The organism is Marinicrinis sediminis (assembly GCF_042685085.1).
In the GTDB taxonomy this organism is placed as follows: Bacteria; Bacillota; Bacilli; order Paenibacillales; family KCTC-33676; genus Marinicrinis; species Marinicrinis sediminis.
In genome coordinates, this window is record NZ_JBHUMM010000023.1 from 162,932 (window position 1) to 177,524 (window position 14,593).

General features: G+C 49.7%; 12 protein-coding genes. All 12 read right to left on the minus strand.

Annotation, left to right across the window (positions count from 1 at the left end; genetic code table 11):
- Positions 1–328: 328 nt before the first annotated feature.
- Positions 329–610, minus strand: a complete 282-nt coding sequence (gene spoIIID / locus ACFSUC_RS10565; protein ID WP_379929536.1) for a sporulation transcriptional regulator SpoIIID — start codon at positions 608–610, stop codon at positions 329–331.
- Positions 611–962: 352 nt separating this feature from the next.
- Positions 963–1,718 (minus strand): peptidoglycan DD-metalloendopeptidase family protein, encoded by a 756-nt coding sequence (locus ACFSUC_RS10570; RefSeq protein ID WP_379929538.1) that lies wholly within the window; start codon positions 1,716–1,718, stop codon positions 963–965.
- A gap of 59 nt (positions 1,719–1,777) precedes the next feature.
- Positions 1,778–2,845, minus strand: a complete 1,068-nt coding sequence (gene spoIID / locus ACFSUC_RS10575; protein WP_379929539.1) for a stage II sporulation protein D — start codon at positions 2,843–2,845, stop codon at positions 1,778–1,780.
- A gap of 245 nt (positions 2,846–3,090) precedes the next feature.
- The gene (gene murA / locus ACFSUC_RS10580) at positions 3,091–4,425 is read right to left on the minus strand and encodes a UDP-N-acetylglucosamine 1-carboxyvinyltransferase (RefSeq protein ID WP_379929541.1); all 1,335 of its coding nucleotides are present in this window, start codon (positions 4,423–4,425) and stop codon (positions 3,091–3,093) included.
- A 183-nt stretch (positions 4,426–4,608) separates the two neighbouring features.
- On the minus strand, positions 4,609–4,857 hold the full coding sequence (locus ACFSUC_RS10585; protein WP_379929542.1) for a DUF1146 family protein: 249 nt from the start codon (positions 4,855–4,857) through the stop codon (positions 4,609–4,611).
- A 62-nt stretch (positions 4,858–4,919) separates the two neighbouring features.
- Entirely contained in the window at positions 4,920–7,706 is a 2,787-nt protein-coding gene (locus ACFSUC_RS10590; protein WP_379929543.1) for a S8 family serine peptidase, read from the minus strand.
- Between the two features lie 494 nt (positions 7,707–8,200).
- Positions 8,201–9,733, minus strand: a complete 1,533-nt coding sequence (locus tag ACFSUC_RS10595; protein WP_379929545.1) for an NADH-quinone oxidoreductase subunit N — start codon at positions 9,731–9,733, stop codon at positions 8,201–8,203.
- 4 nt (positions 9,734–9,737) lie between these two features.
- The gene (locus ACFSUC_RS10600) at positions 9,738–11,387 is read right to left on the minus strand and encodes a complex I subunit 4 family protein (protein WP_379929546.1); all 1,650 of its coding nucleotides are present in this window, start codon (positions 11,385–11,387) and stop codon (positions 9,738–9,740) included.
- Positions 11,380–13,284 (minus strand): NADH-quinone oxidoreductase subunit L, encoded by a 1,905-nt coding sequence (gene nuoL, locus ACFSUC_RS10605; protein WP_379929548.1) that lies wholly within the window; start codon positions 13,282–13,284, stop codon positions 11,380–11,382. Before nuoL ends, ACFSUC_RS10600 begins: the two co-directional genes overlap by 8 nt.
- A gap of 19 nt (positions 13,285–13,303) precedes the next feature.
- Positions 13,304–13,615 (minus strand): NADH-quinone oxidoreductase subunit NuoK, encoded by a 312-nt coding sequence (gene nuoK / locus ACFSUC_RS10610; protein ID WP_379929549.1) that lies wholly within the window; start codon positions 13,613–13,615, stop codon positions 13,304–13,306.
- The gene (locus ACFSUC_RS10615; protein WP_379929550.1) at positions 13,615–14,130 is read right to left on the minus strand and encodes an NADH-quinone oxidoreductase subunit J; all 516 of its coding nucleotides are present in this window, start codon (positions 14,128–14,130) and stop codon (positions 13,615–13,617) included. The genes nuoK and ACFSUC_RS10615 overlap by 1 nt, the downstream gene beginning before the upstream one ends.
- Positions 14,131–14,135: 5 nt before the next feature.
- Complete coding sequence (gene nuoI / locus ACFSUC_RS10620) at positions 14,136–14,579, minus strand: NADH-quinone oxidoreductase subunit NuoI (protein ID WP_379929551.1); 444 nt, start codon at positions 14,577–14,579, stop codon at positions 14,136–14,138.
- Positions 14,580–14,593 lie beyond the last annotated feature (14 nt).

Sequence of the window (14,593 nt, forward strand, 5' to 3'; positions counted from 1 at the left end):
GCTGCCTATGTATTCAGCTTCCATGGTCACAGTCCACTTCGCTTTATCATCCGTTCGTATCGCATTTCCATTATGTATAAACGCTGATTTCTGCTGCTCGTCCCTTTGCTGCATGGAAACGGGAAAGTATAAGCAGCTTCCTTATACTTTCCTACATCATAACCTAAAATTCGATATGTTTGTCAATAATCCTCTTATTTTCTCGCAAAAACTTTGTACGGTGTTCAACCCATGTTCAAAATGAGGACATGAGACCCGAAAGCATCAAGGAAGCGGTATGTGGAGCGATGAGTATCCTCTGGAAGAGAACGGTCTGCACAGGCCTGCATTATTTGAGTACGAGGCTTTCATCTTTGCTCGGCGTCTTTTTCTTGTACTTGATCTTCGTTGCTTCTCCTCCCCTAAGATGACGGATAGACTTGTGGTATTCCAGAATGGTCTTGACCTGGTTGGCTAATTCCGGGTTGATCTCGGGCAATCGTTCAGTCAGGTCCTTGTGCACCGTGCTCTTGGACACTCCAAATTCCTTGGCAATGGTTCGGACCGTATGCTTGGTTTCCACTAGGCAGCGGCCGATTTTTATGGTCCTTTCCTTGATGTAATCGTGCACTCCCCTCGCCTCCCTACTCGAAGATATTTGCTACATTATATGAGTAGGAAGGCTAGATATTCTTTGTTTCCAAGCCTGACAAGCTTTTTTTCTTTCATTTATGGCTGATTTCTCACGCTTATACCTCATCACTGCGTCATCGTGATGGATACCGGCCTATCAAGACATCTATCTGTTGATCTATCTTTGTTTCTATCACAGCAAGACAAGCTTTTGCTATACGCAGGTGCATCGAAGAATCCGAAACAAAAAAAAGACTCCGGAAAAGTCCAGAGTCTGATTATGCCTCGCGAATGCCTCACGTAAGCTCGTGAATGTCTCATGCAAGCTCGCAAATGTCTCGCGGAGGACGTTACATCGATTCTTCTTGCGATGCGGAAGCGATATAAGTTTCCGGATTGACGGGCTGACCGTCCTTCAGGATTTCGAAGTGCAGATGAACCCCCAGATCCTTCTGCAGTTCATTGCGTCCCGCAGAGGCCAGCACCGTACCCTGATCTACCTGCTGATCTCTCTCAACCATAATGTTGGCCAGACTGGAGTAAATGGACTTGACTCCGTCTTCGTGTGTGATTTCCACCAGGTTGCCAAGGTATGGCACCTGATCCACTCTGGTCACGGTACCACTCATGGCGGCGATGACTTCAAACTCAGTGTCATCCTTGCTTGTCAGAGAGATGCCGGAGCTGGGCATAAACGTATCGTCCAGCTGAATCATCGCGGACTGTTTGACCTCGGCTTGAGCGGCAGGATCATAAAACGGTGTCGCCACCTCCATGATCGTCATGTCGGTAACCGGATACTGCATCAGCTCCGCTGGTGTCGTGACAGGCAAGGCCTCATTTTCACCCGGCGCGGTCACATCCAGTTCCTCGTTTTCTACCAGATTGAGACCGAACTCATTCTCTGTCATGCTGTTAGGCTCCGAGCTTTGATAGGCCCACATGATGCTTAAGATGATAGCTGCGGCTGCCATGTAAGCTGCCGGGAATGCCCATTTTTTCCCGAAAAACTTCTTCCATGCAGATGCAGTCTGAGGTCTTGCATCTTTTTTCGTGGCTGTTTCTTCCGCTTGCTTCTCTACCTGTTTTTGTTTTTGTTCATTCATGTTTATATCACCTCAGCAATCATTGTTGCCACTCGGTGATCTTTTATACCTTTGCCCTGCTAGAATTTTTGCAGTTCGGTCCCCTGATAGTAGTACTTCAGAATCTCCTCCGCACTCTTCCCAGCACGTGCCATACCTTCTGCACCATATTGACTCATACCGATACCATGCCCGTATCCGAATGAGGTAATCTGTACATGATTCTGATCATTTTTCCATTCAAAATCCGTGGAGGGCAATCCCAACTGTTCACGTACCTCTCTGGCTGTGAACGTCTTCCCTTCAATCCGGATTTCACGAATCCGGTGTCCGGCCGTCTCAGAGAGAACCTGGTAATCAGGAGCGGCCACTCCTCCGCGCTGTGTCAGCGGCAGACCGAGTTTCTCTCTCACCTCTTCATACGGAAGACTGAGCTGCTGTTCATACTTTGGGGATATGTCCACATCCCATGGACTGGCCACGCTTTTCAGATAAGGGACTGCCTGACTCCAGTAATCCTCTGCATTTTCCGTATAGCCATTGCTGGTCGAGAAAAAGGCCGCTTCAATCGGCTGATCCTCATAGGTGGCAATCCAGCCTCTCGTTTCATTCACGGCCCGGGTCAGCTTGTTCATGTGAGCCGTATATTGCGTTCCCCACCTTTGCTTTAGTTCCTCCTCACTCACAAAGGCTTGATGCCAGACCGTATCGGTCACGATTGCGCCTTCCACCGGAACCTGACTGTTATCCTGATGATGTAATCTGCGAATAATATACGTTCTCGCCGCGATCGCTTGCGCTTTCATCGCTTCCAGCTGAAATGAAATCGGCATTTCAGCTGCCACGACCCCTCTGACATAGCGTTCCAGGGACAATGTGTCGATGCGTTTTTGTTTGGTTACATAAACGGTCACCTCTGGGTCGCGATCTTCCTCGATGAGCACCATTTCCGTGACAGCTTCCTTCGCTTGCTTCCCCTGTATACCGGTCTTTCCTTGCTCGAACGGATCGGTATGCTGGACAATCAGAAACGGAACCCCAATCGAGATCGTCATCAGGAGCAAGACCCATATCCATCCCAGTCCATGCAGACCAAGGCGACGCCGTTTTCGCCATTTGCGTTGTCTTGACGGTCTCTTCCATTTCATCGCGTATTCACAGCTCTCATCCCTATTCCCTTTCTCCTCTATCCAGCTTCTCTACTCACGGTATGCAGTCTGGTCTGTCTTTCTTCCTGCTTGATTCTGCATGGCCGAGGTAGTATCCATTTTATGTACACCGCTGATAGACTAGAACGATCTTTCGTATGTTTATAGATTCAGGAGGGAGGAAGGTACAACAAAAAAACCGCCCCCATGGACGGCTTCCATTCACATTCTGATACAGTTGTCGTTCAAGCCCAGGAAGGCTGTGGCTGCAAAATAGCCGGGGTTTCCAGCAGCTTCGCAGTCTGCTTCTCCCGTACAGGTTCTGCCCGCTCCACTTTCCCACCGAGCGCCTGAAACTTTTCGCATATCTGTATATATCCTCGGTCAATATGATAAATGTCGCTGATTTCCGTCTTTCCTTCCGCCACGAGTCCAGCCAGTATCAAAGCTGCACCAGCCCTCAGATCCGTTGCACAGACCTTCGCACCAGTCAGACGCTGATTGCCGGACACAATCGCGGTATTGCCCTCGACTTTAATTTGCGCATTCATGTTCTTGAACTCAGTCACATGCATAAAGCGATTCTCGAAGACGGTTTCCGTCATCATGCTCGTGCCATCTGCAATGAGCTGCAAAGCCATCATCTGGGACTGCATATCCGTTGGGAATCCTGGGTAAGGTAATGTCTTGACATCAATCGGCTTTAACGACTGATGCTCATCAACGCACACCCGGATACCATTCTCATCTACCTCGACGGTAATGCCCATTTCCTGCATCTTGGAGACAACCGGCTTCAGATGATCAGCAATGGCTCCTTCCACATATACATCTCCACGTGTAATGGCCGCTGCAATCATAAAGGTACCTGCCTCAATACGATCCGGAATGACCGTATGCGTAATGCCATGCATTTTCTCGACACCTTCAATGCGAATCATGCCGGTTCCGGCTCCGCGCACTTTGGCCCCCATCCCGTTCAGGTAATTGGCCAAATCCACAATTTCCGGCTCCTTGGCTGCATTTTCAATCAGTGTCGTTCCCTCCGCAAGCGAAGCGGCCATCATAATATTTTCTGTGGCACCGACACTTGGCACATCGAGGTATATTTTAGCGCCTTTCAGGCGACCTTCTACCTTTGCTTCAATATAGCCATGACCGAGGTCAATCTTGGCACCCATGGCTTCAAACCCTTTCAGATGCTGATCAATCGGTCGTGTCCCGATCGCACATCCGCCAGGGAGTGGAATCTTTGCGTGTCCTTTTCTGGCAAGCAGCGGACCCAATACAAGAAATGAAGCTCTCATTTTGCGAACCAGTTCATATGGGGCTTCAACCGTTTCCAGGTGTGAGGCATCTACAGTGACGGTCTCATCTTCATATGTAAGATGTACCCCAAGGGATGTTAGAACCTTGCTAATTGTCATGACGTCATCTAGTGGCGGTGCTTCATGGATAACACTCGTTCCTTCTTCGCCTAATAGAGAAGCCGCAATAATCGGAAGCACTGCATTTTTCGCACCACTGATCTTGACCTTCCCTGTTAGTCGGTTACCGCCGCGGACGATGATTTTGCTCATAGTCGTTCCCTCCGCGCAAGTTTTTTATTTCCAGTTCATTTTTTTGCAATGTTAAAGCTTTCGTTGGTTTCCATACGTATGAGAGGGTGTTACTCCTCATTGTTCTCCTTTCAATGCCAATCTATTCCTGCTCGGTTCATTTTGCGACTCGCGGAGGAAACCGTATGATGGATTGAAAGTGAACTATTGAAACAACCCTTTGATCGACGATGACCAGTCGGCGTAGCCCAGGACAAACTGAGCAAATTGATAGCCTATGATCACCGCCAGCATCACCTGTAGCATCTTCGCCTGTGCTCCCTTCGGATTGCGAAGGAAGACATCGAAGCGCACAGACAGGAGGGCCCACCACGCGCATACAATGGAAACCAGATGGACGAGGATATACAGAAGGCCGACCTGTGCAGCCTCTCTTGCCAATGTTTCAGCCATCTGTCTCACCTCTGTCCATGACCTTGCCTGCTCTTAACCTTTTCCCATGTAAAACAGTGATCTTATGCATCTTCGTTCACCAGCCTGTAAATAAGGGCTGAAAACTCGGCACGCGTCGCATTGGCATTCGGCCTGTAGGTACCATCCTCATAGCCGGAAACCCAATCCTTGCTCTTTAATTCCGTAATGGCTTTAGCGGCCCAGTGGCTCACAGATACATCTTTAAATGGTTTTTTTGAAGCGGTTTTCCCTTTCAGGTTCAGGGACTTCATCAGCATGATGGACATTTCAGCCCGCGTAATGGGTTGATTCGGTTTAAAGCTCGCATCCGGATAGCCGGATATCAAGTTGGCCTCGACCGCTCTGCTCACGGAGCTATAGGCCCAGTGGGTAGGCGAGAGATCGCGGAAGGCGATCGTCGTTGGCTTCTGCAGATTCAGTGCTCTCGCGAAAAACACGACTGCTTCTGCCCGCGTTACCTGTCCGTTAGGCTTGAACTGATAATTGTCATACCCATTTACAATATTACGCTTCGACAAGTCCGAGATATAAGCTTCCGCCCAATGTCCCGAAATGTCTCTAAAACCACCTACCATTTTCGCCGTCGACAGCTTCAGGTAATACGTCTGATTGGAAAAGGACTGACTCGACGTAAGACGTATCGTGTAAGTTCCCTTATTTAATACCCTTTCAAAGTTTAATTGACTCATCTTTTGATCAGATAATTGCATAGACAACTGATTCTGACTGCTGTCATACACGCGCATGGCCATCAATCGATCGGTCGGAATGTTCGACAAATTCAGCTTTACATAGCTTTTTTCCTTCAAGGAAAACTCGAAATAATCCACGTCATTTTGCGGGTCAATCGTACCTTCATAGCGATAATTGGCCGTCAACTTCGTCGCCTGGTAGGATCTGTCATTCGGCTCATTGGGATCGACGACCTTTTGATTATATTCGACAGCAAAGATATATTCTCCTGCGACAGGATAGGAGTCCTTGGAGTAGGTGACATTCGTGATTTTGACATAATATTTCCCCGGCAATACATCTTCCAGCGTCTTGTATTCCCCTTCGCCGTCGTTGCCAAAGTCCCGATAGTCGAACTTTTCCCCTTCTCTTGCCACGGAAAAGGCCACATCCATTCGATACGTATCTGGCAGCAACTTCAGCTTCAATGTACCCGGCTGATCGACATTGATGACAAACCAGTCGACATCATTCATTTGATGGAATGTGCCTTTAATCGTCATATTTCGCGCGGGCATGGAGTACGCCTTGAATTGCTGGTCATTGTTCTCGAACTGGTCGCTGTAGATGTTGAACTCCGGGGTGAGGTGATAGACGATCGATTCATTGAGTTTCGCGTTCTTCGCCCTGACCTCTACGTACATGTCATACGTAATGGAGAAGGACATGGGCTTCGTGACATCCTCAAACAAATGAACGGTTTGGCCCGCTGCTGAAATGACCCGAACCTGAATTTGACTCAGGTAGGACGGTGAGGCTGTCTTCAGCTTCAGGCTCACCTTGCCTTTATAATCCGAACGGATATGATACCAGTCTTTGTCTGATCCTCCGGACAGCACGGCCGTAGACATCGTCGACATGCGCAGACGCTTTGCAGACTGAATCGTCTCATTTTCCTCGAAAATATCCGCTGCCTGTTCGGCCACAAGCGCTTGATCCACACGAAGCAAGCCATAACCCGTTCGCTTATCCCAGCCTGGATCTCCAATATCTTGCGCGGTCTGCTTCAACAGATTACGTACCTGATACGGACGTAACTGCGGGTACTCGGCCCAGATCAGCGCAGCTGCGGCCGCTACCTGGGGCGCTGCCATGGACGTACCGGAACGCTGTTCATATTCCCCGCCCAAGGCAGTGGAATACACATGGTAGGGTGCAACCAGATCCAGCTCATCCCCGAAGCTCGATTCTGCCAAGATGCCGTTGCTGGAGCTTACCCCTCCTACAGCCATGACCGTCGGATAGGCAGCGGGGTATTTAATATCATCTCCGTCATTACCGGAAGCCGCCACCAGCAGCACGCCCGAGCTTTCCGCATATTGCGTAATGTCTTTCAGAAAAGGCGAGTATTTATATAGACCGAGAGACAGTACAATGATCTTGGCCTGGTTTTCCACCGCATAGCGTATACCTTGACCGAGCTTGTTCTCATCACCAGATCCGTCGGCTTCCATCACCTTGACTGGCATAATTTTCGTGTTCCAGAGGATGCCGGTCGTCCCCTGTTTATTATTGCCCGCAGCGGCAATAATGCCGGCTACACTCGTGCCATGACCGTTATCATCCATCGGCTGGGCACCTGCGTCGACCAGGTTTACCCCGGGCGCCAGTCTGCCGCTCAGCTCAGGATGGTACAGATCTACGCCGGTATCCACCACTGCGATCTTGATCGACGTGTTAGATTGAACCGTGTCCCAAGCTTTTTCCATTCCGATCTGTTTCAAGTAGGATTGCTTGCTGTACAAGGGATCATTCGGTTTGCCCAAAATTTCTACGGGATGATTGGGCTGAATGTATTTCATCTGTTCTGCATGCAGCCACGTATACAGCCATTCCTTGCGCTCTATGTCTGACTGCAGTTTCACCGTGTAAGCCCCAATCTCCGGAAAAGAGTCTATCAGTTCAACCTCAGACCAAAATGCCTCCGGAACGTCTCCTTCCCAGCCAACAATGAACTCCTCGGCTTCCAGAAGAGCCGTCGGAAGCTCTTGAGGTATCGCCGATACTTGACGTCCGACAGATGACAGCAGAGTGGAAAGCGCTAAAGTCAGTACCAGCGTCCAGACTACGGTGATTCTTTGTTTCATTCTATCCATGATGGCATGCCTCTTTTATTTTGAAGTACGTAATGCTCTGATTCCGTGCATGGCTCCACATTCAACCCGCACACTCGATGCATATTCATTGTATATTTCACAATCCCAAACAGCAATGACATTTTAGTGGCAATTCCGTGGCCATAACTTTCCCTCTCGCATCAAAATCTCATCTTATCTCATCTTGCATTTGTTATGTAGCGGATCATCTCTATACCTTTTACTTCAATTGCTTACAAAAGGTTTCGATTTTTTTACAGGTCATTTTTTCCAGTAGCCGTAAAATTCGCTCTGAGTAAGTGTACCACGGGCTTTCAAAAAGAGAAAAGTTGATATTCGCCTAATTTGGCGCGTGCCGGGGCTTATTGGATAAAATAAAAAGCAAGGTCAAGCCTTTACACATCGTGAGACCTCCGCACCAGCGCTGGCGAGAGCTTACGAATATGTTCATGACTGACCTTGCCTTTTTAACGGTTGGATTTAATTGTCATTCATTATCGGTTCGTAAAGAAATCAAAGGATAGCTGAAAGATATCTGAGATCCAGCCAATGATCCATTGCGGGAAGAGCCCCAGCAAGACCGTCGCGGCTGCACAGAACCAGATAACGGTCTGTAAATACCCATTGCGAGCCACATCCTGTCGCTCACTGTTCGAGCGCATGAACATCTGTCTGGCAATGCCAAAATAATAAAAGTAGGAGATGACGCTCGTTACAATCATAATGACCGCCAGCCAATACGTCTTCGTATGCAGGGCACCGAGCAAAATGTACAGTTTACCGAAAAATCCGGCTGTAATCGGCAACCCGGCCAAGGACAAAATGAGAACCAGGGTCGCAACAGCCGTCCATGGCGCGCGGTAGTAGAGTCCGGAGAAACCACGCAGTTCCCCGTGTCCCACCGACTGGCTCATCAGCATGATCACGGCCAGCATTCCGATATTCATCAACCCGTACGCGACGAGATAATAGATGAGCTCACTCACTCCGGAGTAATGAAGCCCCTGAAACTGAACCGCAAGCGGAACGAGCAGATAACCTGCATTGGCGATTCCTGAGTAGGCCATGAGCCGCTTGCTGTTATGCTGACGCAGCGCCATCGTATTCCCGACAATCATCGCCACCGCAGCCAGAATGAGCAGACTCAGGAACAAATCATCAGAGATCATCGGCTCCTCTACACCCCGATACCCTACACCGAGGTAAGCGTTGTATACGATCCGAAACAGCATGGCAAAGGCTGCGCCCTTGGAGATCACCGCCAGAAATGCCGTGACTGGCGTCGGTGCACCCTGGTATACATCCGGTGACCATGCATGGAAAGGTGCGGCCGCAATCTTCACTCCGAAGCCGGCCAGCATCAGGAAAAAGCTCAAATAGATCATCGCATGGAATGATTCATCCAGCTTTTGCAGATGGACCGACAGTTCAGCCAGACTCGTGCTTCCCGTCATGCCGTAGAGAAAAGACATACCGTACAGAATAAAGGCTGAAGCTATACCGCCCATGACGACATATTTAAAAGCCGCTTCATTGGACCGCTTGTCAGATTTCTTCATCGCAACGAGAATGTACGAGGTGATGCTCAGCAGCTCAAGTCCGACGAAGAGCGTGATCAGATCGCCCGATGAGGCCATTACGAAGGCACCCAGCACTGCCGGCAAGTACAGATAATAATATTCTCCTTCATGTCGAATGCCTTCCTGCCGGATGCTGCCCATGCTCATCAGCACAATCAACACAGTCCCAGACAGAAACAGCAGCTTGAACAAATGGGCGAAATCATCAATCCGGTAACTCTGTCCGAGCAATATGATGGCTTCTTTCGGCTCATTGCCCCCGAGAGACAAGATGGACATCACGGTGAAGATACCCGAGACGAACAGCGCACCCAGTGTGAGCCAGCCTAGCCATTTTCGAGACATCCGACCCGGCATCAGCAGATCGATCAATGAAATCAGCACGGCTGCGATAATCAGTGTCAGCTCCGGGCCCAAATACGTTAAATCAGATGCTTGTAATCGCACAGGCTTACCCTCCTATCCCTGATAACATCGTTTGGATGGCTGGTTCCATGACATGGATAAGCCAGTACGGATAAATCCCGATCAAAATGATCATGCCAGCCAGTATAATCATCGGCAGCGCCTCAGCAAAGCGAGCGTCCTTCATTCCCTCTGTAGCTGAGGATGTTGGTCCGTACGTGATCGCCATGATGGCTCGCAGCACATATACGGCAGCCAGCACAATACCAAGCGCTGCGATAATCGCCAACACCCGCATTTCTCCGAACAGTCCGATAAAGGCCAGCAATTCCCCGACGAACCCGGACAGTCCCGGCAATCCGAGAGAGGCCAGACCCGCCAGCAGTAGCAGTCCGCTCATGAACGGTGCCGATTTGGCCATTCCGCCCAATTGACTGAGCTCTGTCGTTTGGGTGCGTTGATAAAAGCTCCCCACGATCAGGAACAACAGGGCGGAGATCAACCCGTGTGAGATCAGTTGCAGAACCGCCCCTTCATATCCGGCAGCATTCATCGCGGCCAGTCCAAGCAGCACAATCCCCATATGACTAATACTGGAATAGGCGAGCACGAGACGCAGTTCCTTCTGTACCATGGCCAGCAACGCACCGTACAAAATATTGATCACACCGAGAATGGCGATGACCATCGCTGCGTCCTGAGCCTGTTCTGGGAAAAAACCGTATCCGAATCGCATCAGACCGTACGCACCCATTTTCAATAAAATGCCTGAGTGAATCATAACCACCGCAAACGGCGCTTCCGTATGCACTTTGAGCATCCATGTATGGAATGGGAATATCGGCAGTTTAATACCAAAACCGATAAGCAGCAGCAGAAACAGCGTCCATTTCATGCTCTCACTCATATAGAACGGGTTTTGACTGAGACTTTCCGGGTCCTGATTCACATACGCATCCGGATTCGTCAAGTTGGAGGCGATGACAGACATGTCTGCATGGTACACCATTTCAGCCTGCAATGGTTCATCCCCGGTTTTTGGCAGGGTTTCTACAGAAAAACCGGCCGTATTCACCAGCAGCAGAATGGCAATCAGCAAGATCGCCGAGCCCACCCCGTTATAGATAAGAAACTTGTTGGCCGCTTTCTCGCGATCCATGAAGCCCCAGATACCAATCAGAAAGAACGTCGGAATGATGGCCATCTCAAAAAAGATAAAGAACAAGAAGAGATCCTTGGCCAGAAAGACTCCGAACATGCCCACCTGGAGCAGCAAAAACAGGATATAGAAGCTCTTCCACCGTTTCTTGATGTACATAGCGGCAAAAGCAGCCATAAAGCTGACGAGTGCCGTCAGGAAAACAAGGGGCAGAGAAAGTCCGTCTACCGCCAGATGATAGTCAAACTCATAGGCAAACGAAGAGACATTCGCCATCTCTCCCTCTATAAAAATCTGGGGAACCGCTTCCCGATTCAGCGGCACCTCGATCCAGGTCCTCTTCTCCTCATATTGAAACCCTGCTTGTTCCGGCGCATAGGAGGTCCATAAGATCAGGGTAAACAGCAAGGGCAGAAAAGCAGCCGCCATCCCGATTGTTTTAATCCATTTTCCTTTATCCTTCGGAATAAAGAGGAGAATCAGTATTCCCAGCAGCGGAGACAGCGTAATCCACGACAACAACGGCAGATTATCCAAGGTCGATAAACCTCCTTCCAGCAACAGCCAGCATGATCACCATGATCCCCAGCAGGACAAGCAGTCCATAGGTTTGGACCTGACCATTCTGCGCTCTTGTTCCCGTCTTGCCTATCCAGACTGCAAATGCCGCTGAGCCCCGGACAAAACCATCAATCACCATATGGTCGAACCAGGCCAATCCTTTGCCCAGTCCTTTCAGCGGACGAACCATACCATAGTCATAGGCTTCATCCACATACCCTTTGCGTGCCAGTACGCGATGCACCGCTCCGCCTGCCCGTACCAATGGATCGCGTTCATGCGCCCTTCCATACAGTCTGTACCCGACAAACAGTCCGAGCAGCGCGACGGCATTGGAAAGCACGATGACCAGCACATTCACATGCTCACCCTCTGCACGCGTAGTGAGCCATTCACCGAGCCATAGATTACCTGGCATATAGAGCGCACCAGCCAGTACGGCGAGTACCGCGAGCACCATTAACGGAACCGTCATCACTTTGGGCGATTCCTTCACCTGAGAGACCGATCCATGTTGATTCTCCCTTCTTGACTGTCCAGTAAAGACGAGGAAGAACAATCTGGACATATAGAAGGCTGTAAAGAAAGCCGCCAGAAGACCAACGCCAAACAGGAACGGATTGTGATGATAGGCCTCGACCAATATCGCATCCTTTGACCAGAATCCAGCAAATGGAAACACACCAGCCAGGGCCAGCGTTCCAATGGCAAAGGTCGTCATCGTCACCTTCATCTTCTTGCCCAGTCCGCCCATTTTGTAAATGTTCTGTTCGTGATGCAGAGCCGTAATCACACTGCCGGCTGCAAGAAAGAGCAGCGCTTTGAAAAAGGCATGTGTCGTCAAGTGAAACAATCCGGCCGTATAAGCCGCTGATGAGCCAAATCCAAGCGCCATCATCATGTAGCCCAACTGGCTGATCGTCGAATAGGCCAACACCCGCTTGATATCATTTTGAGCAATCGCGATCACCGCAGCGAAAATGGCCGTAAATCCGCCTACATAAGCCACCGTATCGAGCGCAATTGGTGCCGCGAGGAAGATGTCGTACGTCTTCGCTACAAGGAATACCCCTGCAGCCACCATCGTAGCCGCATGAATGAGCGCACTGATGGGGGTTGGGCCCTCCATCGCATCAGGGAGCCACGTATGAAGCGGAAATTGACCCGATTTACCGACGGCTCCGATAAAGATCAGAATGGCAATCCAGGTCGTGACCGTCTCGGAGATGCCTGCTTGATTGGCATAAAATCCATTATGTATGGCCGTAAAGCTTAGATTGCCTCCTGGCAGATGCCACAACAATAGCAAGATACCGATAAACAGTCCGACGTCGCCAATCCGAGTGACGATGAAGGCTTTCTTCGCCGCTGCCCTCGCACTCGGTTTGTGGTACCAGAAGCCCACCAGCAAGAAAGAACAGAGCCCCACAAGCTCCCAGAAAATATACATCTGAAGCAAATTTTCTGACAACACCAGCGCCAGCATGGAGAAAGTAAAAAGTGAAATATAGCCGTAATAGACCACAATCCGCTCGTCATGCTTCATGTAAGCGGTGGAATATACCTGCACCAGCAAGGCAACGAACGTGACCACGACCAACATCAAAGCATTGAGATTGGTCACCTCAAACCCCATATAGATCGAAACATCCCCAAAACGAAGCCATTCAAAGCCGTTCCAGGTATAATCCTGCGTCTCCGTGCCCAGTCTCTCCCAAAAAACAAGCAGGGACAAGATAAAAGAACCCGCGATTGCGGCCACGCTTATACTTTGACCTGCCATTTTCATTTGACGTCCCATAGCTGTCAACACGATGAATGAAAGAAGCGGGAAGAGAGGGATGAGCCACGCATATTGTGCATACATATCCATTTGCCTGTCACCTCCATCCCTATTTTTTCATCATATTCATATCGACCACATCGGTCGTTCCCTTGTTCCGGTAGAGCAAGATGAGAATAGCCAGTCCTACGGCTGCTTCAGCCGCTGCGATCGTCATATTGAACAAGGAGAAGATCTGCCCGCTCAAATTGGCATTGGGTCCATATTTGGCAAAGGCAACAAAGTTAATATTGACCGCATTCAGCATCAGTTCAATGGACAGCAGCACAATGACCGCATTTTTCTTGGACAGGGCCCCATACAGACCAATGCAGAACAGAATGGCACCCAGCGTCAGGTAGGAGCCCAGCATTTGTTCCATTATTGTTCCTCCTCCCGCTTCGCAATCACAATCGCACCGATAAAGGCCACCGTCAGAAGGACGGAAACCAGCTCGAAAGGAATCACATGCAGCGTGTACAACTGCTCCCCGATTGCACGGGTATTGTCCTCGGCCATCACCGCTTCATGAGGCGGAAATACCGTTTGATTGAACACATAATACAAGATGCCAAACAGTCCCGCACAGCCGACCAGCAGCAAACCATGATGCCACGGATTGCCCGTTCCTTCATCCCGCGCCTGATGCCTCGTCATCATAATCCCGAACAGCATTAGTATAGAGACGGCCCCCGCGTAAATCAGAATTTGCACGAATGCAATAAATTCCGCATGAAGCAGAACGAAGATCCCGGCCAGACTAATGAAGGTAAAGGCCAGCGAGGTGACCATATGCACAACCTTCGTGAGACTCAGCATCATGACGGCCCCTGCGATCGTGCACACAGCCAGCAAAATAAAAGCGATGTATTCCCCACTCAACGTTATTCCAAACACTTCACTCACCCCTTCTTCGCCTTGGGCGCAGAGGAATTATTCTCCTGGCGGATGTGCGTGTTGTTCCCCTCCAGCCATTGCATATCCTTGAACAATTCATCCCGGCTGTACGAAGCCAGTTCAAAATTGTTGGTCATAACAATGGCCTCCGTCGGACACACTTCGGTGCACAGATCGCACAAGATGCATATTTCAAAGTTAATATCATACGTATCGATCACTTTTCCTTTTTTCTCCGGATCGGGATTGGCTTTCCCTGTCAACGTGATACACTCCGTCGGACAAATTCGCGCACACTGATTGCAAACGATGCATTTATCGGGTTCAAAGTGCTGCACGCCCCGAAAACGATCCGGCATCTGAAGCGGCACATCTGGATAGCCGTAGGTGATTTTTTTCTTCGTCAAATTCTTGAATGTCACCCCGAGGCCTTTCATAAGCCCTTTCATGGTATTCCCTCCGT

What these genes read in the sequence shown, in the direction of transcription:
- nuoL (WP_379929548.1), bottom strand. Translation starts at nt 13,284, where the DNA reads ATGGATATGTATGCACAATATGCGTGGCTCATCCCTCTCTTCCCGCTT.
- ACFSUC_RS10590 (WP_379929543.1), bottom strand. Translation starts at nt 7,706, where the DNA reads ATGGATAGAATGAAACAAAGAATCACCGTAGTCTGGACGCTGGTACTG.
- ACFSUC_RS10585 (WP_379929542.1), bottom strand. Translation starts at nt 4,857, where the DNA reads ATGGCTGAAACATTGGCAAGAGAGGCTGCACAGGTCGGCCTTCTGTAT.
- nuoK (WP_379929549.1), bottom strand. Translation starts at nt 13,615, where the DNA reads ATGGAACAAATGCTGGGCTCCTACCTGACGCTGGGTGCCATTCTGTTC.
- ACFSUC_RS10570 (WP_379929538.1), bottom strand. Translation starts at nt 1,718, where the DNA reads ATGAATGAACAAAAACAAAAACAGGTAGAGAAGCAAGCGGAAGAAACA.
- nuoI (WP_379929551.1), bottom strand. Translation starts at nt 14,579, where the DNA reads ATGAAAGGGCTTATGAAAGGCCTCGGGGTGACATTCAAGAATTTGACG.
- murA (WP_379929541.1), bottom strand. Translation starts at nt 4,425, where the DNA reads ATGAGCAAAATCATCGTCCGCGGCGGTAACCGACTAACAGGGAAGGTC.
- spoIID (WP_379929539.1), bottom strand. Translation starts at nt 2,845, where the DNA reads ATGAAATGGAAGAGACCGTCAAGACAACGCAAATGGCGAAAACGGCGT.